The organism is Clostridiales bacterium (assembly GCA_030016385.1).
GTDB lineage: Bacteria > Bacillota > Clostridia > Clostridiales > Oxobacteraceae > JASEJN01.
In genome coordinates this window covers 108,789-132,256 of sequence record JASEJN010000001.1, presented here as the reverse complement: position 1 = coordinate 132,256, position 23,468 = coordinate 108,789, and the positions used below count along the sequence as shown (strand labels likewise).

Genomic DNA, 23,468 nt, shown 5'->3' with positions numbered 1-23,468 from the left:
GAGCAATGTTTGTTTAAGGAATGTGTTTTTTGAGCAAACATTGTTTTCATATCACCCTTTTCACATTTTTCCTAAATTTCCGTCCTGCCTTCAAGCGCTTTTGTCAATGTAACCTCATCGGCATATTCGATGTCGCCGCCAACAGGCACGCCATGGGCAATACGAGTCACCTTGACGCCAAACGGCTTTATAATCTTTGCAATATACATGGCTGTGGCTTCACCTTCAACATTTGGATTCGTCGCGACGATTACTTCCTCTACATCACCTTTATTAACCCTGCTTATCAGCTCTTTTATACTGATATCGTTGGGTCCGATGCCCTCCATGGGAGAAATTGCTCCATGAAGCACATGATAGATTCCCTTAAACTCTCTCGTTTTTTCCATAGCGACGACATCCCTTGGTTCTTCCACCACACAGATGAGCGATTTATCCCTCGATGTGTTCCTGCAAATGATGCAAGGGTCGATGTCAGTCAGATTGCCGCATACAGAGCAGTATCTTATCTTTTGCTTTGCCTCGATTATCGCTGAAGATAAGCCTTTAACCTCTCCCTCCGGCATGTTAAGTACGAAAAATGCAAGCCTTTGAGCAGTTTTGCTGCCTATGCCCGGCAATTTTGAGAATTCTTCAATTAATTTTGCTACAGGCGCCGGATATAAATTCATCATTTCACCTCAGTCAACATCATACGAATATTTTAATAACATCCATTAAAACATATTGGGCAGATTAACTCCCTGGGTAATCTTACCCATCTCCATTGCGATCATCTCTTCAGCCTTCTTCAACGCTTCATTTACAGCGGCAAGCACAAGGTCCTGAAGCATGTCGACATCTTCCGGATCCACTACCTCCGGTTTAATCTTTATTTCAATAACCTGTTTTTTGCCGTTTGCAACTGCGACCACTGCTCCGCCGCCGGATGATGCTTCTACTGTCTTTCCCTGAAGCTCAAGCTGTTTTTCCTCAAGCTTTTTTTGGAAAACCTGAGCCTGTTTTATCAAATTATTCAGATTTCCTCCCGGAAATCCACCTCTATTAGCCATAGGAAAACCTCCATATAATAAAATTTGGCTTTAACTCATATTATTTTACCATTAAGTTATATTATTTTTCAACTTCCACTATATCGCTGCCGAAAATGCCCTTTGCTTTTTTGATCATATCCAGACCGGCATCCTGTTCCTTGCCGACATCCTGCTCCTTATCGGCGGCTACTTCATCAGAAGTTACACAGCGGATCTTCACTTTAAAACCACACTCAAGCAATATCTTATTCTCTATAATCTTTCTGTTATCTTCTCTTTCGACCAATTTCCTATTGATATCATACTTAAGGCTGATAACAAGCGTGCCACCTGCCAAGCTGCAGAGCTTTGCATTATTTAGCATGGAATACAGTGCCTTATGGCCTTCTTTGTTTATGCTCTCAAGGACTTTCGGCCATTTTGCATAAATCTCGTCTATCGATCCCGCATCCTCGTGTTTTTCAATCTCTTCCTCATGCTTTTCAATCTCTTTTTCATGTTTTTCATGCTCGTTATCATGTTTCTCAAGCTTATCCTCATGTTTCTCCTGGACTTTCGGAGAGTCTACCTTTTCTGCTCTCTCCTCCCTCTTAATATCCGATGCCTCATCTTTATGGATATCTTCCTCCTCTTGTTCCGCCGATACATTTACCCTGCCGCCTCTGATTGCCTTTTCGATGTTTGCAATCCTCTCGAGCAGGGAATCTGGATCATTCCTCAGCTCTTTTTTGCACATCCTTATCGCCGCCATCTCCAGTGTAATCCTCGGCTGTGATACCCATTTCGCGTCAGCTTCGGCAGCCTGTAATATATTTATATTCTTCAGTATGGTTTCTGTTGAAAACTTTTTAGTCTGCTTGATTAAAGCTTCAAATGTTTCATGCGAAACATTCAGTATATCGAGGGCGCTTTCCCCCATTCTGCTTACCAGCAGGTTTCTGAAGTGCATTGTAAAATCCTTGATAAATTGAAATATATCTTTGCCATTTATAACGAGGTCATCTATCAGCGAGATACACTTTTGAACAGAGCCTTCCAGAATCGCATCTGTTATTTTAAATAAGTATTCATCGGTTGTGATACCAAGTATGGAAACTACATCGTCATATTTTACGGTCTTGCCCCCCATAGATATGCACTGGTCAAATATGCTCAGGGAATCCCTCAACGCACCATCGGCATTCCTTGCAATAAGGTTCAATGTTTTATCATCAACTTCAACGCCGTATTCCTCCGACACCTTCCTTAGCCTTTTTACTATATCATCTACTCTGATCCTTTTGAAATCGAACCTCTGGCATCTTGAAAGTATTGTAGACGGCACTTTCTGAAACTCCGTGGTGGCAAGTATAAAAATTATATGCGAAGGCGGTTCTTCGAGAGTTTTTAAAAGCGCATTGAATGCTGCCGTGGAAAGCATATGAACTTCATCTATTATGTAGACTTTGTATCTGCATTTTGAAGGGTGATATTTTACATCGTCTCTTAATTCTCTTATATTATCAACACCATTATTTGAGGCCGCATCTATCTCGACAACATCCATGATGCTTCCATTGTCCAACCCCGTGCATATCTCGCATTTCCCGCAGGGCTCGCCATCCTCCGAATGCAAACAGTTCACAGCCTTGGCAAGCACTTTGGCCGTCGAAGTTTTTCCCGTTCCCCTCGTACCGCAAAAAAGATATGCATGGGCAACCCTTCCCTGGCTAATCTGGTTTTTAAGGGTACGAGTTATATGCTCCTGGCCGACTATATCGCGGAAAAATTTAGGCCTCCATTCTCTGTATAAAGCAATATATGACATGTAAACACCTCTTCTCTATCATATTTATATTATACATAAATGTTTACAGTATTGAAACATTGAGACAGACACACGGACATATATTTTTTATATTTGAAGATATATTTTTCAACCTAATTATACAAAAGAGCTGTCTCAAAATAAGTTTTATATACAATATATTGAGTTCACAAATTTAACCTACCCAATATTTTGTATTACTTCTCAATTTTGAGACAGCCTCTTACTTTTTTATTTACGGCCGTGCACCTATCTTCGATGTTGATCTCATAAGCGTTACCTGCACAGTTAGCTCAGATCAGGCATCCCCACGGCACATGAAATGGTTCGCTTACCGCTGCTCCCTTCCGGGTCTCACGGGGTTTGCGAGTTTTCATTGCGCGGGACCCAATCGTCGTCACCACTTATACAGGACGGCCAAACAAGATCAAACCTCAGCATAGGAATTCACCCCTGCTATTGCGGATTGCAGGTTATAAGACACCGCAAACTCCCCGGCTAGCACGGCCAGTACCTTATTATATTAAATGGCGGAGAGAGCGGGATTCGAACCCGCGGTAGAGTTATCCCCTACACACGCTTTCCAGGCGTGCTCCTTCAACCGCTCGGACATCTCTCCAGAACATGGTCTACTTCTACAGTTATCATCAATTTTTACCTGACTTATTCATTATAAATAAATTAACTTCCCATGTCAACACCCATAAAAGCGGGCACATTTTCCATACATCTTCAATTCGTAATTTTATCTTATGTCATTTTGAACGCTCATTTGCCAGATTCAACTTTTGTAAGTTCTAAGGCCGGCAGCCTTGAGAGTCTGTAAACCTGTTCAGGTCTGAACGAATCAATTCGCCGGTTAACATATTTTGCTTTAGTTTGTATATTTTGTTTCACGGTGTTGCTATTTGTAACATGATGTCAATCACAGCATATTATGTAACAGGAAACAAGTCATTAAATAAACTTATTATCGCTTCTTTTATTACATTGGGGGAGGGGGATCTTATGTTAGGAGTTCATAGGAACAGTTGCTGCTATTATGACGGCTTTGGCGGTTATGGAATAAGCCCTGCGGCTCCTTTTGGTGCAGGTTATTCCGCACCGTATGGGGCATACTACGGCGGATATAATCCCGGCACATATGCCGGATACGGATATAGCCCATTTTATGGCGTACCTTCGACAGGTTATGGAACTGGTTACGGATATGGCGGTGGGTGGATATGGGCGCTTTTAATCCTTATTGTGATCGTGTTATTTTTTGGGAGAAACCGGGACAGGGGCACAGTGGCCGGCGCCACTCTGACGAATGCAAACTGCTGCGATACGACAGCCCTTCTTGGCACATCCGGAAACAATAACAGAAGAATAGATAGCAGCATTTTATTTATAATTATTATATTCCTCATTTTGATATGCTTCTGCCAGGGAGGATACGGCGGCTTTGGTGGATTTGGCGGATATGGTGGATTCGGCGGTTTTGGATATTAAAAAAATGGCGCATCTTAATTTCAAGGTCAAATGCCTGATTTTAAGATGCGCCTTATTTTTTTATCATGCTATATTGTCATTCGAATTATTTTTGAGGGCCTTCACATCTTCATCGTAGGACATGAACTGCATTGTACACAGGAAGCGATATAACCCATTTCGCTTCATCAGCTCTTCATGCCTGCCTTCTTCAACTATCCTGCCTTCATTTAAAACTATTATTTTATCTGCTTTTTTGACTGTAGACAGCCTGTGGGCGATTATTATGATTGTCCTGCTGCCTGCAAGGTTGTTTATGGCATTTTGTATTTCCCTTTCAGTTTCGACATCGACGGATGATGTAGCTTCATCCATTATGAGTATCGGGGCATTTTTCAGCACCGCCCTTGCTATTGCAAGTCTCTGTTTTTGCCCTCCCGACAGTTTGACGCCTCTTTCACCTATAAAAGTATCATAACCGTCAGGCATCTTCATTATAAAATCATTGGCACACGCTATCTTTGCGGCATTTTCAATTTCTTCCTTTGTAGCGTTCTCTTTTCCATAAGCTATATTTTCAGCGATTGTCCCATTGAAAAGAAATACATCCTGCAGTACCATGCTTATATTTTCCCTCAGCGATTTCAGAGTAACATTTTTTATATCCTGACCATCCAATTCGATAGATCCTGAATTTATATCATAAAACCTGTTTAAAAGGCTCATGATTGTCGTTTTGCCAACTCCCGTAGGACCAACAAATGCCACCATTTCCCCCGGTTTTATCGTAAATGATACATCCTTTAAAATCTGCTGGTCGGTATTATATGAAAAATCGACATTCTTGAATCTGACTTCACCTTTTACATTTTTGAGGACCTTTGGATTTTTGACTTCCTTTACGTCCACATCGGTGTCGAGAACCTGAAATACCCTTTCAGCACCTGCTATACCTTCCTGTATGCTTTCAAGAACTGTGCCCAAGACGGTTATCGGCTGATAAAACATATTAAGGTACAATATGAAACCCACTATTTCATCTACAGGCATTTCACCTTTAAGTGCAAGGATGCCTCCGAAGGCAACTACAATTATAGTCCCGAATGAACTGAAAAAGTTGACAATCGGATGGAATATAGAACTCAATTTCATTGCCCTTACACGGGCACTCGAAAATCTAAACGACCTGTACTTTATCTTTTCACTTTCATATTCCTGCTTATTAAATGCCTGAATCTCCCTTATTCCGGAAAGGTTATCCTGCAGGTCTGCGTTAAAGTCGGCAAGATATCTTTGTGACTGCCGGAACATAGGCAGTACATATTTCGTAAACAGGCCACATGCATAAGCAAGAAATGGTATGGGGATCAACGAAAAAAATGCCAGCGTAGGATTCATACTGAACAATATTATCGTTACCCCGATCAATATAAGCACATTGGTGAAAAGATCAGGCAGTGCATGAGCCAACAGCGTTTCAAATATGGCGGTATCGTTTGTAACCCTCGACATAAGCTGCCCTGTCTGCTTATCGCTGTAAAACTTCAGTGAAAGGCTCTGCAGCTTTTCATATATAATGGTCCTCATATATGCGACAATGTTCCATGCAGCATAATGAGCAAGATAACCGTTCAAAAACTGGAATAAAGTCCTTAATGCGTAAGATGCAAACAACAGCATTGACAGCTTTATAATCATCGCTTTTGCATCAGGGTATTTGCCGATGTCCGAAATAATGCTTATAAGCATTTTTACAAGCCACGGGCCCAAAAGATTCATACCTGTTACTATAAGCGAGCTTATAGCAGCACCTATCAAATATTTCCAGTACTTTTTTGCCTGTTTTATTAAACGCACAATATAAATCATTTTTATACCTCTTATCAATTATGGACTATCAATATGCTGCAAAAAATGAGCATGTTATATTAATGCTCATTTTATCTTTATCGTTATACTATTTAGCATGCTCCCTCAATATTTACTCTGCAGGAGTTTCGGTTCCTGCCGGAGCAGCCCCTTCTTCATTAGTCGTCGTATCTTCCGTCTCTGTCTCTACTTCTTCTTCCTTAGGTACGGATGCGCTTGCAATAACCTTCGTAGGTTCATCCACAATCTTTAGACCGTCTCTTACCTTGATCCTTGAAACTGTAATAGCATCCCCGACTTTCAAATTGCTTACATCAACTACTATGTTCTCAGGAATATCCTGCTCCGCGCCATGGATCGTAAGTTCCTGCGACTGTATATCGAGTATGAGTCCCTGCGACTCCAAAGCAGCCCTGCCTTCAATTGCAACAGGTACCTGTACTTTTACAATATCGGTCCCTTTTGCAACCTGGATATCAATATGAAGTACCCTTTTGCTTACAGGTTCTCTCTGCACTTCTTTTATAAAACCATCTTCGACATCTTCACCGAGTTTTACCTTTATCTTTTTATTTGAAGTCTTACTCAAATCATTCTCCAGCTTTTCGGTCTCGAATTTGACCATCCTGCTCTCTTTCAAGCCGGAACCGTATAATATGCCAGGTATAAAACCACTCTTTCTGGTCTTATTCCCCCTCTCGGTTCTTTCAAATGCTTCTAATACCGTTCCACTCATAAAAATCTCTCCTTATCATATTTAACTTGCAAACAATTAAATTCTATTTTATATATGTCCTTATGTCAAGGAATTATTTAAATAAATCTTCAATTTGCAATTTGAACTTACATTATTTTGAACACTCATCCGCCAGATTCAAGTTTTATAAGTTCTAAACTCCTCTTAATCGTTTTCCCACTGCTTTTTAAATTGACTGAAATACATATTATAATATGCTCCTTTTTTGTCGATTAATGTTTCATGGCTTCCTCTTTCCACTATACGGCCATCGTCTATAACCATTATCATACTCGCATCCCTTATAGTACTTAATCTATGAGCTATTATAAAACTTGTCCTGCCTTTCATGAGTTTGAGCATCGCCTCCTGTATGTGAAGTTCCGTCCTCGTATCGACGCTACTCGTCGCTTCGTCGAGTATCAGTATCGGAGGGTTTGCAAGTATTGCCCTGGCAATCGATATAAGCTGCCTCTGCCCCTGGCTTAAGTTTTGCCCGCTCTCTATCAATTCCGTATCATAACCCTTTGGCAATCTCCTTATAAATGCATCTGCATTTGCCATCCTGGCTGCCTCTATGATCTCCCTATCCGTAGCATTCAATTTTCCGTATCTGATATTATCCTTTATAGTTCCTGAAAAAAGATACGTATCCTGAAGAACTATCCCAAAGCATTTTCGCAGGCTATCCCTCGTGTAATCCCTTATATCCACACCGTCAATCAGTATCCTGCCGGATGTTACATCGTAAAATCTTACAAGCAGATTCACGATTGTAGTCTTTCCGGCACCTGTCGGACCTACAAGCGCTATGGAGCTCCCCTGCTTTGCCTCGAAATTTATATTCTTCAGTATCAATAAATCGCTCCTGTACCCGAAACTGACATTTTCAAATACAACATTTCCCTTTGTATTTATGAGCTCCTTAGAGCCCTTTAAATCGTCTGCCTCCTCTTTCTCGTCAAGTATCTCAAATACCCTTTCAGCACCTGCAAGGGCGGATTGAAGAACATTGAATATGTTTGCAATATCGTTAAGAGGTCTTGTAAATTGCCTTGAATAGCTTAAAAATGCAGCTATTATCCCAACAGTAATAATATTTTTTACGGCAAGTACACCGCCTACGCCTGCGACAGCGGCAAAACCTATATTATTTATAACATTCATAAGCGGCATCAAAAACCCCGACCACACCTGAGCTTTTAACCCTACTCCATATAATTTCGTATTTATATCTTTGAACTGTTCTATAACCTTATCCTCATGGTTGAATGCTTTTATAACCTGCATACCTGATATGGTTTCTTCAATATGTCCGTTAAGCAGTCCAAGCTCTTCCTGCTGGTTTTTAAACAGCACTCTCGTCTTCTTTGCTATGGTCTTTGTCAATAACATGACCATCGGTATCGTTATGACGCTGGCAAGAGTTAAAATGGGGCTCAGGACTATCATCATAATCAATGATCCTAAAATAGTTATTACATCCATCATAAGCTGTGTCGATGACTGTGAAATAGTGCTGCTTACATTTTCAATATCATTCGCCAGCCTGCTCATAAGTTCACCATGAGTATGCCTATCAAAAAAAGATACGGGCAATTTTTGAAGCTTTGCAAAAAGATCCTTTCTAAGGCTCATGACGATCTTCTGGGAAAGCCCTGCCATAGTCCATCCTTGAAAGAAAACAACGGCAGTATCTATTATATATGCTGAAATCAGAGCAAGCAGCGCCGTTCCCAGTATGCCAAAATCTACAGCGCCATTTCCTCCCGCCATCGCATCGATGGATTTTCCTATGAGGTACGGAGCTGCAAGCTGAGATAATGAATCGATGATGACAAATATAAATATTATCGTAAGAAGCCTGCCCTGACTGCCAAAATATTTCCACAGCCTGAGCAGCGCACTTTTGAAATTTTTGGGCTTTTCAACGGGTCCAAGCCCATGGTGTCCGGGCCCTCCTCCACGCCTTCCAAAACCCCCTACTATATTAATATTGCTGTTTGAACTATTGTTACTGCCTTTCTGCGTCATGCCCAGTCATCTCCTTACCTATCTGAGAATGGAATATATCCCTGTAAATTTCGCAGTTTGATAATAATTCTTTATGGCTTCCAATGCCGGCAACCTTCCCGCCATCAAGCACCACTATTTTATCTGCATCCATAACTGAAGTAATGCGCTGTGCAACGATAAGGCAGGTTAAACCTTTGGAATATCTCTTCAATGCCTCTTTTATTTTCGATTCCGTATTGGTATCCACCGCGCTTGTACAATCGTCGAGTATCAATATCTCGGGCTTTCTGACTATCGCTCTTGCAATTGAAATTCTCTGCTTCTGCCCTCCTGAAAAATTCACTCCACCCTGCCCTATAAACGTATTAAAACCCTCGGGAAGGGATGAGACAAACTTGCCTATCTGCGCAACTTCTGCGGCTTCTTCGACTTCTTCATATGACGCATCATCCCTGCCCCATCTTATATTATCGATAATACTGCCTGTAAATAACACGGTCTTTTGAGGCACAACTGATATCTTCTCCCTCAGCTTTTTAGTATCAATATTTTTGACATTTATACCGTCAACTCTTACATTCCCCGATGTTGGATCATAAAATCTCGGGACAAGGCTTAAAAGAGTACTCTTTCCCGAACCCGTAGATCCTATGATGCCAATTGTTTCACCCGGCATGCATGAAAAAGTTATGTCTTTTATAACCGGCTGCCCCGATGCTCCCGAATACGAAAAGCAAACATGCTCAAAATCTATTCTCCCTTTTTCAAGTAAGGCCTCTGCGGCGGAATAATCAATATCATTTATCGTGTCCTCCTGCTCGAAAACCTCGCCTATTCTTTCGGCCGATGCCTTTGCCCTTACAAACATGGTAAACACCATGGTTATCATCATAAGGGAATAGAGAATCTGCGTCATATAGTTTATAAATGCTATTATTTCCCCTACCTGCATCGAATTTGAATTTACCTTTATTCCCCCAATGTATAAAACGGCCACTATGGCTATGTTTATAGTCAATCTAATCGAGGGTGAAAATATGGCCATTATACGCATAACCTTAGTCGTAACGGCCCCGAGGTCCGAATTTGCATCATTGAATCTGCCCGTTTCATATTCGAAGCGGTTAAATGCTTTTACCACCCTTACGCCGGCAAGATACTCACGCATGACGCCGTTCACCCTGTCCAGCATGTCCTGTACCTTCACAAAAAAAGGCAGGCCGAGCTTTAAGTTTAGCCATATAAGCATGCTTATTACCGGCATTACTGCCAGTATGATTATAGACATTTTCGGGTTGAGCCTTAGAGCCATTATAAAGCTCCCTATACATAAAAGGGGAGCTTTTACGAATATCCTCATCATACCGTTTACTAAATTTTGCAGTTGGGTTACATCATTTGTAAGCCTTGTAACAAGTGAAGCTCCTTCAAACTTGTTCAGGTTATCGAAAGAATATGTCTGTATTTTTTTGTAAAGGTCGAATCGCAATTCCGCTCCGAATTTTTGAGATACATTGCTGGATATGACATTTCTGAGGCATGCTGCGACTGCGCCTGCCGCGGTTATCATGAGCATTATTCCCCCCATATTCAGCACATATTTTATATCCTTATTTTTGACTCCTATATCCACTATTTTTGACATGATGGCAGGCTGTATAAGGTCACACAAGGCTTCGGCCGTTAAAAAGAATATCGCTAAGAGGAAAAATTTATAATACTTTTTTACATATTTATTAAAAAAGTCCATTTTACACCCCCATATGAGCTTTAATATATCCTTACACAAAAAATGTGCATGGCCTTTTGCCACACACATAAATTATAGCACCTTATTCGCATTCAAATATAGTAAAATTTTCTGAAAGTTATATTTTTTATTTGCAGCCTTATGAATAATAATTCATCAGATGTGTATCAGTTGCATTAAAATTATTTGAAGAATATTACTTCAATTCATCTAATAAAGAATGCGGTCGCAGTAAAGAGCACTACGGTTATGCCGGCTGCAACCAGTGAAGGTTTAAGTTTCCACCTGGCATATTCCATTACAGGTATATCAAGCATGGTACAGAGGGTAACCGTATTATCGCTCAAAGGCGATGCAAAAGCTCCGAATGTTCCGCTGGCAAATACCGCACCTATGACCGGCAGTATGTTTACACCAGCCTTATGCGCTAACGTAATTCCAAGGGGCATGAGCATTCCCCATGTGCCCCACGATGAGCCTATAAAATAAGAGATCACGCTCCCTATAATAAACAGCACCGGAGCTATAAAAAAGTGAGGAATCCATCCCTCTACATTGTTTGTTATATATTTTGAAAAACCCATATCCTCTGTAAGGGCGGAAAGAGCCCAGATTAAAGATAGCATTATAATAACCGACATAAGCTCATTTCCTCCCTTTAAAAAGTGGCTTATAAGCTTGGAAAGTTTGAATCCCTGAAGCATAAAAAACAGCACGGTAAATATCACTCCGATGAGCAGGGCCTCCAACATCACCCCAAGCGCATCGGTGTTTAAAAATGCATTGAAGAATCCATTAACCTTTAAATGTCCGTCCCACCAGCTTAAAAATAAAGTGAGCAGCAAAATTGATGATACAGGAAGTATAAGATTCCACGGTTTTGCAGGCGTATCCTTTTCGTAAGCCCTGTAGCACTCTTCAAGTTCTCCTTCACCTGTTTCTACATCGCTGTCTTCATTCTCCCATTTAGCCTGTGAAGTTTTCGAATGTTTAAAAAAGCTATAATAAATTCCGACAGCTATCAATGCAAATGAAAAAAAATTAAAGGGAATGCTCCTTATATAAACTGCATAAGCCATCTCCTTTATGCCATTTTGCCTGAGGGCAATTGAAATGATTGAAACCATATACCCTACAAATGCAGTTGCAACAGGAATAAGCGCAACAACAGGATTCGATGTCGCCTCAATTGCAAAGCCTATCTCTTTCGATGTCATCTTCAATCTTCTTTTAAGCGCCTTCATGATAGGTGAAATAGTCACTATGCGAAAGTCCGGATCGCTAAAGGTGCCTATAGTTGAAAACCATGTGAGGAGCATCGCGCCTTTTTTGCTTTTTATTCTGTTATTTACCAGATGGACGAACCCTTTTATACCGCCGGCCATTTTTATGATTCCTATTAAGCCTGCAAACATATAAAGGAACAATATAATGCGTATATTATTCTGCTTGACAAGATTGTTTACAATATAAGATAGCATTGTTTTAATGGATTCTAAAGGATCCGGCGTTTTGATATAGCTTCCTACCAGTAAAGCGGCAAAAAGTCCTGGTTGGATTTGTTTTGTGAGGATGGATATCGGTATAACTATTATAAATGGTATTAAAGACAGCCATGAAGTTCCCATGTGGCGCAACCTCCTGAAATAAATGTTTTATTTACCCGAAAGTTCATTTAAAAACATCGGTTGGGCTTAATAAGCTCAGTTTTATTATCGCTAATAGAAAGATAATTTATGCAGCGAGCAAAACTTATGATAGAATAAATTAATAAAGCACAAATACATTTTAAAATGGATTATAGAAGGAAGGTAATCGATATGATAGCACTGCATGCCATAGAAAGCATTCTCCCTATCATCGTAATAATATCCTTAGGACTTTTTTTGACTTATAAGAATTGGTTCAGCGATGAGACATCCAGAAGCATTTCAAAATTGGTGGTAAATGTTTCGCTTCCTGCTCTTATGATATCGAATATAATGGGAAGTTTCGATAAAAATAAATTTATACAGATGGCGGGCGGTTTTCTTGTCCCATTTTCATCCATTGCAATTTGCTATTTTATCGCCATGGCGGCGTCAAATATTTTAAAAATAAAAAAAGGCAGGAAGGGAACTTTTGAGTCTATGTTCTTTAACTCCAACACTATATTTATCGGCCTTCCTGTGAACATGGCGCTGTTCGGTTCAAAAAGCATACCATATGTGCTCTTGTATTACATAGCAAACACTACATTTTTCTGGACTCTCGGCGTATACAAAATAAGTCTGGACGTGCCCGGAAGCAACCATGAGAAAATATTCAGCCTTAAAACATTGAAAAGGATTGTATCTCCGCCGCTTTTAGGCTTTATAACAGCTATAATACTAATATTGCTTAATATAAAGCTGCCCTTGTTTGTCATGGATTCCTGCAAGTACCTTGGGAATCTTACGACACCTCTGTCCATGATCTTTATAGGTATCAGCATATATTCCGTAAAATTCAAGGATATAAAGTTTGACAGAGATTTAGCAGGCATCTTGCTGGGGAGATTTGTCATATCCCCTTTGACTATATTTTTAATGGCATATTTTATACCCATTCCCGACCTCATGAAAAAAGTATTCATAATCCAATCCGCCATGCCCGTTATGACAAACACTCCGATAGTCGCTAAAGCTTATGGAGCCGATAGCAGATATGCAGCCGTTATGGTCACGGTTACAACTGTTCTATCCATGATAACGATACCTGTTTTCATGATGCTTTTAAAATAAATATTTCAGCATTGCATGATGTCCGCCTGCAGTGAGTTAAAATACGCTTGCCGCGCACAATTTCTCAAAATCATTTGACATCAGCCATTTATGCAGTATAATAACATATGGCAGATGAAAAAACGCAGCCCTTTCCTCCTGCGGTTTGCATTAATGATTAATATTATTGATGATTCTTTTAATTGTACAAATGATTAAAAGGATGTGAAAGGACTGCTTAATATATTCCTTATTTTGTTAAAATGATACGCCATTCAGGCGCTTTTTTTATGCCCTTCCGCCCTTTTTGATGAAATAATAAGGCCGTCTATAAGCGATGACGATAAAATTGAAAGCAAAAAACACATTATCCATACATTTTTTATGCCATATACATCTATAAACCATCCGGTGACATATGGTCCGAAAGCATACCCCGTGCCTGAAATAATATAGAGGAATGCACTGAATCTTCCCCTGTGAGATATGGGGGTATTATTTGCAATATACACGCCGGTATTTGTAGAATTCAATATCTCCCCGGCAGTCCACGCAACAGTTGAAATCATAAAAAGCGGTATCGTATCGATAAAATATATCATGCCAAATCCTATCGCATATTGAATTCCTCCCAAAAGGATGGGAAAGATAGGTTCATACTTCAAGGTGGCATTAGTAATAAATGGTGTAATAAATACTACAGTTAAAGCGTTGACAGTCATGAGTATGCCAAATATCTTGGGGCCGTCGTATTTAAAGATCTCATTTATCTGTATGGGCAGACTGAATGTATATTGTGCATAAACAAGAGAGTAGATTATCATTATTAGTGAAAATGTAACAAGTCTCGGACGTTTCAAGATTGCAGAGAAAACGCTTCCCACCTCGGCTCTCTCATAATCCATACCTTTGCCATCCCTCTTTATATCGCTGCCGTGGGGCAATGTTTCTTTCACATACAGCCAAACCAGTATCAGCGATGCAATCGTTGTAAGAGCATCTGCCACAAATAAAAAAGGAAGATGCCTTCTGTAAAGGAAGCCTGCTATCATAGGCCCCAAGGCAAAACCTATGTTGTTCCCAAGATATAAAAATGAAAAAGAAGGTTTTCTATTTTCCCTGTCTGTAAGGTCAGTAACCATCGCAGTCTGCGGAGGGCCTGCGGCACCCACGAAAAAGCCCGCCAATATTAGAAGGTATGGAATAATTTTATTCAGGCTTTTAAACGCGCATAATAAAAGAATAGAGGCTGAAAGCCCCTGAAAAATTATGAGCATTTTTTTCCGGCCTGCATGATCGCATACCTTTCCGCCGATTATCGTTCCCAAAGCGTAAAACATCGCCGCAATCATTACGAATTTTCCTGCCTCAAGCTTTGTATAGCCCTCATGGTCGGTCAAAAATATAGTCAGAAAAGGCATGACAAAATTACCCATGCTGTTCACGATCCTTGCAAAAAATATTATATATATGCTGCCTGGCAAGTCCTTATAAGGGCCTAAAAATTTCTTAACCTGCATATGCGTCACCTGTTTTGCCTTTATCCGATAAAAAAACTTATTATATGTATGGTGCGCAATAAGTCTTTGTTTATACAATGCTGATAAAAGGCAAATGCAAGGAAGATTTGCTCTATTGCCTAAAGTAAAGTATAATTTAACCTGTATCAAGACATATCAATCGGTTCGAAGAAATTATAAGGAGACGGTAATTTGTATCTATATACATTAAATAGACCCTCATTTCAGGATAAAATTGCAGGATTTGAATGCTTTTGCCTTACAGGAATCAAAAGTTGTAATAATTTCGTTCTGAGCGAAAAATATATAGATATAGATTATGCCGCATATATAAACGAATGCGTCCGCATACTGTTTATAGAAAAGGATATAACTGCACTCTATGAAAAAATAAGAAATATGGGATTTACAGATGACAATTTTAAAATAACGTTTATAAATACCGGAATGCATTTCGATTTTCAAAACAGGAAAAAATATGAAAAAGTCATTTCAGATATATTTTCCGGCGTACCCGATTTAAAGAATCCGAATATCGAGTTCATAATAACATATGCTGACAAAATGTGGATTTTTGGGGAAAAAATTAAAAGAACACAGAATCGATGGCTTATATACGATAAAAAGCCGTATACCTTTTGCAATTCCCTTCCGGCAAGAATGGCAAGAGCTATTGTCAATATAGCAACGGCCGGCGATATTAACCTGAAATTAGTCGACCCATGCTGCGGAATGGGGAGCTGTATATTGGAGGCAATGGATATGAAAATTGACATCCAAGGCTTTGACATAAATGAAACCATCGTTGAGGATGCCAATAAAAACCTGCTTCATTTTGGATTTGAACCGATTATAAAAGTTGGTGACGCTTCCAAAATAAAGGGCAGTTATGATGCCGCCATACTGGACTTGCCCTATGGTCTCCTTTCAAAAATAGGAAGCGATAAGTATCTTGAAATAATAGGCAATATAAGAAAAGCATGCAGCCGCGCCGTTATACTCAGTGCGGCCGACATAACTGATATAATAAAAGACTCTAAATTTAAAATAATAAATGGCTGCATAGTGCATAAGGGCGGCCTTGACAGGCACATTGTCTTATGCGGAAATGACTGATAAAAACTTATATTAATGCAGTGCAATCTCCTTCAATAGATTCCCGTTCAGATCTTTTATTTTAAAAATGTCTTTTTCTAAAATACCATATGAATTTGAACTATTCCCCTTTGGAAATGTAACTGACCCAGGATTCAGTATAAAGATATTATCAATCTTTTCGGCCTTGGCAATATGCGTATGTCCGTATATAAAAATATCCCCCTCTTTTAGTTTGGGTAAATTATCTTCATTATAAATATGACCATGCGTCAGAAATATACGCCTGTTATCATATAAAATCATAGAATAGGTGGCCATTATTGGAAAATCAAGAACCATTTCATCGATTTCACTGTCACAATTTCCTCTGACAGCTATAATCTTATCCGCATATCTGTTAAGCAACTTTGTTACTTCCTTTGGGTTATATTCAACGGGCAGAGGATTTCTTGCGCCATGATACAACTCATCCCCCAGTATCACGATATAGTCGGAATCCTCATTCTCGAAATTCTCCAATGCTTTTTTTGCATAATATAGTGAACCATGTATATCGGCCATAAAAAAAATTTTCATATACAAACCCCTCTTTCATTCGTAAATATATAACATATGCATATTCTACTATTATGATGTCCGGATTTCAACCATGTTCTTCATAAGGATCTTCGATTCGCAATATGAGTTTATGTTATTTGAACACTCCTTCGCCAGACTCAAGTCTAAGCATGCTCCCATGTGAACATTTTTACAGCAGTCCAGGTCTATAATTAATATGGTAAAAAAATGTTAACCGTACTGCATGGCATCTCATATAATAAATTAAGATTTATATGAAAGGTGCTAATAATGAAAATAGGAATTGACGGCCGTGCTGCCAGGTGGTACAGAGGCACAGGAATAGGGACGTACACTTATCAGCTCATATATAATTTAAACCTTATAGATAGCAAAAACACGTATTTATGTTTTTGGCCTGAAGAAAATTATTCCGATATACATCCAGGCAATAATTTTAATTTCAAATTTGTCAGCCAGGAGAAAAAGGAAAATTTCTGGGAAGAGGTTGATATACCAAACATTCTTACCGATACCGGTGTGGATATTTATCATGTTCCCCAAAATGGCATCGGTCTTCCGGATAAAAAAAACTGTCCGTTTATTATAACACTTCACGATATAATACCATATAAGCTTCCGGAAACAGTTGGCCCCAACTATCTTAAAATATTTTTAGAGAAGATGCCAGGTATAATCAAGCTTGCAGATGCAGTGATAACTGTCTCGGAATACTCAAAACAGGATATAGCCGAGACACTCGGAGTTCCCTTAAACAGGATTTTCGTCACACACCTTGCGGCCGAGAATATTTACTATCCTATGGACAGAAATACTGCAAAACAGCTATTGCAAAGAAAATACGGCATCGACTTCGACTTCATACTCTATCTTGGAGGATTTAGCCCAAGAAAAAACATAAAGGGACTTATTGAGGCATATTACAAAATATACAGGAAACTGTCAAAACCCCAGAAACTTGTAATCGTCGGAAAACATGGCAAATCGTATGATGATTACAGACAACTCGTAAATAAGCTTGGGATAGATGATTATGTCGTTTTTACAGGATATATACCTGTAAATGACCTGCCTATATTTTATAATGGGGCTTCACTTTTCGTGTATCCTTCATTTTATGAAGGATTTGGCCTTCCACCACTCGAAGCGATGGCATGTGCTACACCTACAATAACATCAAATGTAACATCCATCCCGGAAATCGTCGACGGATGCGCCATGACTGTAAACCCATATGATATAGACGAACTCTCGGAGGCAATGCATATAATACTTGAGGATACGAAACTCTGGGAACATTATTCTCTAAACGGCTTCAAAAGAAGCAGAGAATTTTCATGGAAGCAGACTGCAAGAGAAACGCTTAAAGTTTTATCACAGTTTGCTAAAGCCTAAATCACCATATAAAAAAATGCTCAATTTGATGAGCATTTTTTTATTGTCTGTTCATGACATTATGGAGTATTATGCTGAGTTCCGACGCATTAAAAGGTTTTACAATGGCACCTTTGAATCCGTATTTTTTATAATCTGTGATAACAGGATCATTCGGATAACCGCTTGTTATTATAGCCTTAACTTCAGGATTTATGGCAGTAATCCTCTTTAAAGCCTCCGTTCCTCCAGTTCCACCAGGTATTGTAAGATCCATAAGTATGACATCAGGAGCTTGTCCTTTTTCTTTCATATTACTGTATAATTTTACGGCTTCATCTCCGTCCTTTGCAAAATATGCTTCATACCCGAGACTTACAAGAATCCTCCCTGCCGTATCCCTGATGCTTTCATTATCATCCATTATAAGTATTCTGCCTTCTCCACGAAGTACCTGCTGGTCATTTTGCGTATCAAATGTTTTCTGCTTTGATACGGGAAGATAAATAAAAAAAGTCGAACCTTTTCCCAATGCAGATTTCACTGTAATATAACCGCCGTGTTTTTTCAATATGGAATAGCACATCGAAAGTCCAAGCCCGTTTCCGTTTGCTTTTGTAGTAAAATATGGGTCGAAAATTCTCTGTATTATTTCACTTGATATGCCACAACCTGTGTCCTTAAAGGATATTTTTACATACCTGCCGGTTTTTAATGGGAGGCTCGGCTTTTTACCTACAACTATATTTTCATATTTTATCGTTATTAATCCCCCATCAGGCATGGCCTGTTTTGCATTTATTATAAGGTTGTTTATCACCTGGCTTATTTGCCCCTCATCTATATCAACAGGCCATACATCGTCTTCTCCAATAATTTCATATTTTATTTTTGATCCTGACAGTGCAAAACTTACAGTATCTCTTACAAGGCTGGTGATCAAAACCGGTTTGATTACAGGTGCTCCACCCTTTGCAAATGTCAAAAGCTGTTTTGTAAGTTTCCTTGCCTGGTTTAGAGCCTTTTCCACATCCGTAAGCCTGTCTATGGCATTATCTTTTTTACCTGTTTTTATATACATTTTTGCAAGAGAAATATTCCCCAATATTACTGTTAGTATATTATTAAAGTCATGGGCCAGTCCTCCTGCCAGTAAACTTATAGACTCGATCTTATCATTTTTAAATATCTCCCGTTCAATGGCAACTTTATCTGTTATATCCCTGAAAACCAAAACGGTGCCCGTAATATTATTATATTTATCTTTAATATAAGCTCCGCTGTCCGATATGATCCGGCTTTCCCCATTTTTGCTTATCAGTATCGTATGGCTTTCATATCCGTTGACCAATCTTGATGTCAACGCCTTATCGATTACGCTTTCATATCTTTTACCGGTTTTCTCATCTGCGATATTTACAATATCATCAACGTTTTTCCCCTTTGCATCTTCTTGTGTATATCCTGTAAGCTCTTCTGCGGCACTATTCATCAAGATAATCCTGCCATTTATATCTGTTGTAACAACACCTTCACCTATATTTTTTAGTGTTACCACAAGCTTTTCCTTTTCCGATGTCAGCTTATTCTCAAATGCTCTTCGTTCTGTGACATCTCTATAATTCATCAATATTCCCCCAATGCATGAAACATCGATAAAGTTTTTTATACTTACATCAAAATCATTCCAACCGCCGGATTTATTCCTGAAACGAACAGTTATAGAAGCCTCCTTCTCGGGAGATTCCAGTATATTCGGGAAAATCTTTTTAATTTTTGGTAAATCATCCGGATGAATATAATCATATAGATTTGTATTCTTGAACGTATCACAGGAGAAACCCGTGACTTTCGCAAGGGATGGACTTAAATAGACGAAATTCCCCTTTGTATCATTAATACTCATTATACCGGAACTCTTTTCAATGAGCAGCCTCAAGCTTTGAGCGTTTTCATTTATCTGTTTTTGCTTTTTAGTACCGGGAGTTTGTCCCATCTTATTATTCACATCAATCATATTTGATGCTCCTCCTATGTAAATTAAGTTTATAATGGATAATTTCCATTATTTACTATTTACGTTATTATTCTACGTACTTGTTAAAATTCCTGCAAAAAAGCAAAGGAATTTGCTTAAAATGCAATTCCTTGCTTAAAATTATTGAAAAATGTCTTTCTGTCATCATAATATCCTGCTTTTGTTTCAAGTCTCGATAAAAAATCATATTCATCCCAGTTTTTTGTTTTCATATAATAACATCTGCTTATATCATAAAAATCCTGCGGAAAAATTAAAAAATCATATAAAACTTGCAGTTCTTCACTTTTTAAAGCATCGACGCTGCTGTAATCTTCTATGATCTTTTTAGCTTTTTCTATATCCCATTTGCAGTTTTTGATTGCTTTAACTATCAGATTTCCTATATCATGTATCCTGAGGTCGGCTATGCAATAGTCAAAGTCAACCAGGTACACATCATTTTCGCTGTTTATTATTATGTTGTGATATGCCAGATCATGGTGGCATACGTTTTTGTTATTATACGATTCGGTGCAAAGTTTCGGATATGGTGATTCTTTCAAAAGGGTAATCGATTCTTTCGCCTCATCTAAATATTCATCTACATATTTAAGGTAAAGATTGTCAAAACCTGTCTTTATCTCATGGAGTGAAGCTATTTCCCTGAATTTTACAAGATCCGATGCTCTCCTTTCAAATGTCATAATCCATTTATTTAAATTATTTCTCTTTTCAATAGTGCATGTAAATCCCCGTGTTGAATTATGGAATCTGCACAGCGCTTTTGAAACTGAAGATAAATCTATCGGATTTTGGAAATCCGCTTCCCTTCCTTCTATCAAATCTATGACAACATATATCCCGTCCGGCCTCTTTAGATAAAAGTTACCGTCGACTGTATTCATAAACGGGGCAATATACTTATACCCGTTTTTATTTACATATCGCATAAGGGAGTTTATATATTCAAGCTCGCCCAAGCTATAGTCTATCTTTTTTAATATCTTTGCTCCCTTATTGGTATAAAGCATGAATACCGATCTTACCGGAACTATATCATCGACAATCAGCCCGAATGATTCAAATATATCTATAGTCAGTTCATAGTTTACTAAATAAGATTTATCTCTATATCTTGACAATTCCAAATTACCACCCTCCATGTCAGTTCAAGGCATCCACCAGTTCCATTTTTTTATCTTCGATATGTTCCGCACATTTTAATTTTTCGATATATTTCTCCTGTGCAAATTTATCATTGTTCTTCATATATTTGCAGCAAACTTTGACATATTGCTCAGGAAATAATAAAAACGCTCTTATAATATCCTTATTGTAATTTCTTGAAAAATTTTCACATTTATAAACATATATTAATTCTTTTAAATCCTTAATATCATCCATGCCCGATTCAACTATCTTGCACATAAAATCCGATATATCCTTCTCATATATATCGTATCCGCATTTATTTAAATACTTTATATTTATGTTCGATTCATTCTTATAAAAATATGATTGCTTAAAGCTTTTGATGCAAACTTCATGTGCTTTCATGCTTTCCTCTACTATATCAAGATATCCGTCTGATTTAAGCATACTTATAGATTTTTGCATCCTCTCCATATATTTTCCCAGGCTTTTTAAAAAGGCTTCGTCTGCGGCTGTCTTCTTATCAATCGATGCCATCTTTTCCTCAAAGTTTTTTATATCCTTATATTTTTTGCAATATTCCTCTGTCCATCTTCCCCAGTATGATTTTATTCTACCTCCCGCGGGTGGCATAAAACCTCTTGCGCATTTATGGAACTTAGCAAGAAATCTTGCCATAAGTTTTCCATCATTGAAAATCGAAAAATCTTCACTATCTATATGATCAAATATCATATAATATTCATTCGAGCTTTTAATATAATATTTACCCTTAATAGTACAATATGCTTTTAGCATGTTTTTAAATCCATTGGCTTTTAGATATTCATAAAGCCCCCCGACGGATATGAAATCCGTCTCTTTCATTTTGTCTTTCCGCAAAAAATAAATATTATTTGAAGATGAAAATAAAAGCTCATCTTTAAATTCGAATATATCCTTGACCCTGATGCCGTATTCCACTTCAATCCTTAATTTTAAATCGCTAATATCCGGCATATTACCCCTCCAAGTTCAGTGCCTTTTATGGCTTTTGATCTTGTTTTCCCTTTTTCTTCTTCTTTCTATTTTTTTTAAGACTTCAGATTTTTCTTGTTCAAGCTTATTTATTTTATTTTGCTGGCGTTTTATTTTTTTTAATCTCTTCAGGTCATCTTTTAGATTTTTTACCCTGTTATCATATTCATCGACGCTATTAACTATTACATTCTCGTTATTAGTGTCATTTATAGACATGAAAGACCCTCCTATATCTTTATTGAATATTTAAACTCATCAATGAATTTCTTTTTGTCATATTTATCATTTACCGCATTATTAAGCCTTTTATTGAATTGATCCTCACTCCATTTTAATTTTTCAACATAATACTGAAGACCAACCTGCCAGAAATCCTGGGGGAACTCTATAAAAGCACTGATAACCGGTATTTCATCATCCGCCATATATCCTTCCTCAAGATAGCTGTCTATTATATATTGAGCTTTCTCGATATTCCAGTTCCCATGCCTCATTTTTCTTATTATAAGGCTTGATAAATCATGCAGCCTCGTATCACATATACAATAATCGAAATCTATTATATACACGGATAGATCGGGGGTAATCAACACATTATGGTGAGCATAATCATGATGGCAAAATGAATTATTTAACTTTTCCTTATCCATAAGGTCAAAATATTTTGACTGCTTAACATGTTCTATGGATTTAATACCCATTTCCATAAAATAGTCCACATTATCGGCATATACAGAATCAAACCTGGTAAACTCGCTTTTCTGTCCTATGATTTTTTTGAATGAATTCATTTCATTCAGACGTGAACTAAATTTTTCTATCCATTTGCCCCATCCGTATCTATTTTTACAATCTTCATATATGAATCCCCTTGATGCATTATGAAGCTTCGATAATGCTACGGCCGCCATTTTGAGATCCACAGGATTTGAATAGTCACAGTTTCTGCTCTGCATCCAGTCCGTTAAAAAGCCATATCCATTTTCAAGCTTTATATAGTCTTTCCCTTCCTTTGTCGGTATAAATGGCAGTATCCCTTTAAAGCCGTTTTTCATTAAGTGTTTCATGCAGGATAATATAAACATGAAATCTTCCTTCCCGAACTTTACCCTTTTTAAACACTTATCTCCTTGCCTTGCATATACTCTAAAAACATTTTTAACCTGTACTACATCATATATATCCAGCTCATATTTTTTTGAAAGATACTCTGCTAACGCATCGTTATTACAGTTTTCCATTATTCTGCCTCTCAATTTTTCAGTAAAACAAATGCTCT

At 38.2% G+C, this 23,468-nt stretch carries 19 protein-coding genes, 1 tRNA gene and 1 other RNA gene; 4 read left to right on the top strand and 17 right to left on the bottom strand.

Annotated features, from left to right (window positions below; genetic code table 11):
* Positions 1 to 71 precede the first annotated feature (71 nt).
* The 5 genes from recR to QME45_00515 form a co-directional block, all read right to left on the bottom strand.
* Positions 72 to 671, bottom strand: a complete 600-nt coding sequence (recR, locus tag QME45_00535) for a recombination mediator RecR (GenBank protein MDI6617145.1) — start codon at positions 669 to 671, stop codon at positions 72 to 74.
* Between the two features lie 45 nt (positions 672 to 716).
* Positions 717 to 1,052 (bottom strand): YbaB/EbfC family nucleoid-associated protein, encoded by a 336-nt coding sequence (locus tag QME45_00530; protein ID MDI6617144.1) that lies wholly within the window; start codon positions 1,050 to 1,052, stop codon positions 717 to 719.
* A gap of 61 nt (positions 1,053 to 1,113) precedes the next feature.
* A complete protein-coding gene (gene dnaX, locus QME45_00525) occupies positions 1,114 to 2,841 on the bottom strand; it encodes a DNA polymerase III subunit gamma/tau (GenBank protein ID MDI6617143.1) in 1,728 nt (575 codons plus the stop codon).
* Positions 2,842 to 3,082: 241 nt separating this feature from the next.
* Positions 3,083 to 3,348: signal recognition particle sRNA large type (gene ffs / locus QME45_00520), an RNA gene on the bottom strand.
* 21 nt (positions 3,349 to 3,369) lie between these two features.
* Positions 3,370 to 3,460, bottom strand: a tRNA-Ser gene (locus QME45_00515).
* Positions 3,461 to 3,849: 389 nt separating this feature from the next.
* Here QME45_00515 and QME45_00510 point away from each other — a divergent pair.
* Positions 3,850 to 4,335, top strand: a complete 486-nt coding sequence (locus tag QME45_00510; GenBank protein MDI6617142.1) for a hypothetical protein — start codon at positions 3,850 to 3,852, stop codon at positions 4,333 to 4,335.
* 63 nt (positions 4,336 to 4,398) lie between these two features.
* Here the strand turns inward: QME45_00510 and QME45_00505 are convergent, their stop codons facing one another.
* From QME45_00505 to QME45_00485, 5 genes are all read right to left on the bottom strand, one after another.
* Positions 4,399 to 6,183, bottom strand: coding sequence for an ABC transporter ATP-binding protein (locus QME45_00505; protein ID MDI6617141.1), 1,785 nt, complete (start codon positions 6,181 to 6,183; stop codon positions 4,399 to 4,401).
* A 112-nt stretch (positions 6,184 to 6,295) separates the two neighbouring features.
* Positions 6,296 to 6,919 (bottom strand): 50S ribosomal protein L25, encoded by a 624-nt coding sequence (locus QME45_00500; GenBank protein ID MDI6617140.1) that lies wholly within the window; start codon positions 6,917 to 6,919, stop codon positions 6,296 to 6,298.
* Between the two features lie 165 nt (positions 6,920 to 7,084).
* The gene (locus tag QME45_00495) at positions 7,085 to 8,953 is read right to left on the bottom strand and encodes an ABC transporter ATP-binding protein (protein MDI6617139.1); all 1,869 of its coding nucleotides are present in this window, start codon (positions 8,951 to 8,953) and stop codon (positions 7,085 to 7,087) included.
* Complete coding sequence (locus QME45_00490; GenBank protein MDI6617138.1) at positions 8,934 to 10,685, bottom strand: ABC transporter ATP-binding protein; 1,752 nt, start codon at positions 10,683 to 10,685, stop codon at positions 8,934 to 8,936. The genes QME45_00495 and QME45_00490 overlap by 20 nt, the downstream gene beginning before the upstream one ends.
* A 206-nt stretch (positions 10,686 to 10,891) precedes the next feature.
* Positions 10,892 to 12,313: a Na+/H+ antiporter NhaC family protein gene (locus QME45_00485; protein ID MDI6617137.1), complete on the bottom strand. Its 1,422-nt coding sequence runs from the start codon at positions 12,311 to 12,313 to the stop codon at positions 10,892 to 10,894.
* Between the two features lie 192 nt (positions 12,314 to 12,505).
* On the opposite strand from QME45_00485, the gene QME45_00480 reads away from it, so the two are divergent.
* Positions 12,506 to 13,447, top strand: a complete 942-nt coding sequence (locus tag QME45_00480) for an AEC family transporter (protein ID MDI6617136.1) — start codon at positions 12,506 to 12,508, stop codon at positions 13,445 to 13,447.
* A gap of 254 nt (positions 13,448 to 13,701) precedes the next feature.
* Here the strand turns inward: QME45_00480 and QME45_00475 are convergent, their stop codons facing one another.
* The gene (locus QME45_00475) at positions 13,702 to 14,946 is read right to left on the bottom strand and encodes an MFS transporter (GenBank protein MDI6617135.1); all 1,245 of its coding nucleotides are present in this window, start codon (positions 14,944 to 14,946) and stop codon (positions 13,702 to 13,704) included.
* 192 nt (positions 14,947 to 15,138) lie between these two features.
* Here QME45_00475 and QME45_00470 point away from each other — a divergent pair, with 192 nt between their 5' ends.
* Positions 15,139 to 16,062: a hypothetical protein gene (locus QME45_00470; GenBank protein ID MDI6617134.1), complete on the top strand. Its 924-nt coding sequence runs from the start codon at positions 15,139 to 15,141 to the stop codon at positions 16,060 to 16,062.
* A gap of 12 nt (positions 16,063 to 16,074) precedes the next feature.
* On the opposite strand, the gene yfcE is transcribed toward QME45_00470, so the two are convergent.
* Positions 16,075 to 16,620 carry a phosphodiesterase gene (yfcE, locus tag QME45_00465; GenBank protein MDI6617133.1) on the bottom strand — a complete coding sequence of 182 codons (546 nt, stop codon included), beginning with the start codon at positions 16,618 to 16,620 and terminating at the stop codon, positions 16,075 to 16,077.
* 273 nt (positions 16,621 to 16,893) lie between these two features.
* Between yfcE and QME45_00460 the strand changes: the two genes are divergently transcribed.
* Entirely contained in the window at positions 16,894 to 18,018 is a 1,125-nt protein-coding gene (locus QME45_00460; protein MDI6617132.1) for a glycosyltransferase family 1 protein, read from the top strand.
* Between the two features lie 40 nt (positions 18,019 to 18,058).
* Here the strand turns inward: QME45_00460 and QME45_00455 are convergent, their stop codons facing one another.
* The 5 genes from QME45_00455 to QME45_00435 all read right to left on the bottom strand — a co-directional run bounded on the left by QME45_00455 (position 18,059) and on the right by QME45_00435 (position 23,430).
* Positions 18,059 to 20,014, bottom strand: a complete 1,956-nt coding sequence (locus QME45_00455; protein MDI6617131.1) for a PAS domain S-box protein — start codon at positions 20,012 to 20,014, stop codon at positions 18,059 to 18,061.
* 116 nt (positions 20,015 to 20,130) lie between these two features.
* The gene (locus QME45_00450; protein ID MDI6617130.1) at positions 20,131 to 21,165 is read right to left on the bottom strand and encodes a CotS family spore coat protein; all 1,035 of its coding nucleotides are present in this window, start codon (positions 21,163 to 21,165) and stop codon (positions 20,131 to 20,133) included.
* A gap of 16 nt (positions 21,166 to 21,181) precedes the next feature.
* A complete protein-coding gene (locus QME45_00445) occupies positions 21,182 to 22,168 on the bottom strand; it encodes a hypothetical protein (protein ID MDI6617129.1) in 987 nt (328 codons plus the stop codon).
* A 15-nt stretch (positions 22,169 to 22,183) separates the two neighbouring features.
* Complete coding sequence (locus QME45_00440) at positions 22,184 to 22,405, bottom strand: hypothetical protein (GenBank protein MDI6617128.1); 222 nt, start codon at positions 22,403 to 22,405, stop codon at positions 22,184 to 22,186.
* Between the two features lie 11 nt (positions 22,406 to 22,416).
* Entirely contained in the window at positions 22,417 to 23,430 is a 1,014-nt protein-coding gene (locus QME45_00435; GenBank protein MDI6617127.1) for a CotS family spore coat protein, read from the bottom strand.
* Positions 23,431 to 23,468 lie beyond the last annotated feature (38 nt).

Coding starts and splice junctions, on each gene's coding strand:
- recR (MDI6617145.1), bottom strand. CDS start 671: ATGAATTTATATCCGGCGCCTGTAGCAAAATTAATTGAAGAATTCTCA.
- QME45_00530 (MDI6617144.1), bottom strand. CDS start 1,052: ATGGCTAATAGAGGTGGATTTCCGGGAGGAAATCTGAATAATTTGATA.
- dnaX (MDI6617143.1), bottom strand. CDS start 2,841: ATGTCATATATTGCTTTATACAGAGAATGGAGGCCTAAATTTTTCCGC.
- QME45_00510 (MDI6617142.1), top strand. CDS start 3,850: ATGTTAGGAGTTCATAGGAACAGTTGCTGCTATTATGACGGCTTTGGC.
- QME45_00505 (MDI6617141.1), bottom strand. CDS start 6,183: ATGATTTATATTGTGCGTTTAATAAAACAGGCAAAAAAGTACTGGAAA.
- QME45_00500 (MDI6617140.1), bottom strand. CDS start 6,919: ATGAGTGGAACGGTATTAGAAGCATTTGAAAGAACCGAGAGGGGGAAT.
- QME45_00495 (MDI6617139.1), bottom strand. CDS start 8,953: ATGACGCAGAAAGGCAGTAACAATAGTTCAAACAGCAATATTAATATA.
- QME45_00490 (MDI6617138.1), bottom strand. CDS start 10,685: ATGGACTTTTTTAATAAATATGTAAAAAAGTATTATAAATTTTTCCTC.
- QME45_00485 (MDI6617137.1), bottom strand. CDS start 12,313: ATGGGAACTTCATGGCTGTCTTTAATACCATTTATAATAGTTATACCG.
- QME45_00480 (MDI6617136.1), top strand. CDS start 12,506: ATGATAGCACTGCATGCCATAGAAAGCATTCTCCCTATCATCGTAATA.
- QME45_00475 (MDI6617135.1), bottom strand. CDS start 14,946: ATGCAGGTTAAGAAATTTTTAGGCCCTTATAAGGACTTGCCAGGCAGC.
- yfcE (MDI6617133.1), bottom strand. CDS start 16,620: ATGAAAATTTTTTTTATGGCCGATATACATGGTTCACTATATTATGCA.
- QME45_00460 (MDI6617132.1), top strand. CDS start 16,894: ATGAAAATAGGAATTGACGGCCGTGCTGCCAGGTGGTACAGAGGCACA.
- QME45_00455 (MDI6617131.1), bottom strand. CDS start 20,014: ATGATTGATGTGAATAATAAGATGGGACAAACTCCCGGTACTAAAAAG.
- QME45_00445 (MDI6617129.1), bottom strand. CDS start 22,168: ATGCCGGATATTAGCGATTTAAAATTAAGGATTGAAGTGGAATACGGC.
- QME45_00440 (MDI6617128.1), bottom strand. CDS start 22,405: ATGTCTATAAATGACACTAATAACGAGAATGTAATAGTTAATAGCGTC.
- QME45_00435 (MDI6617127.1), bottom strand. CDS start 23,430: ATGGAAAACTGTAATAACGATGCGTTAGCAGAGTATCTTTCAAAAAAA.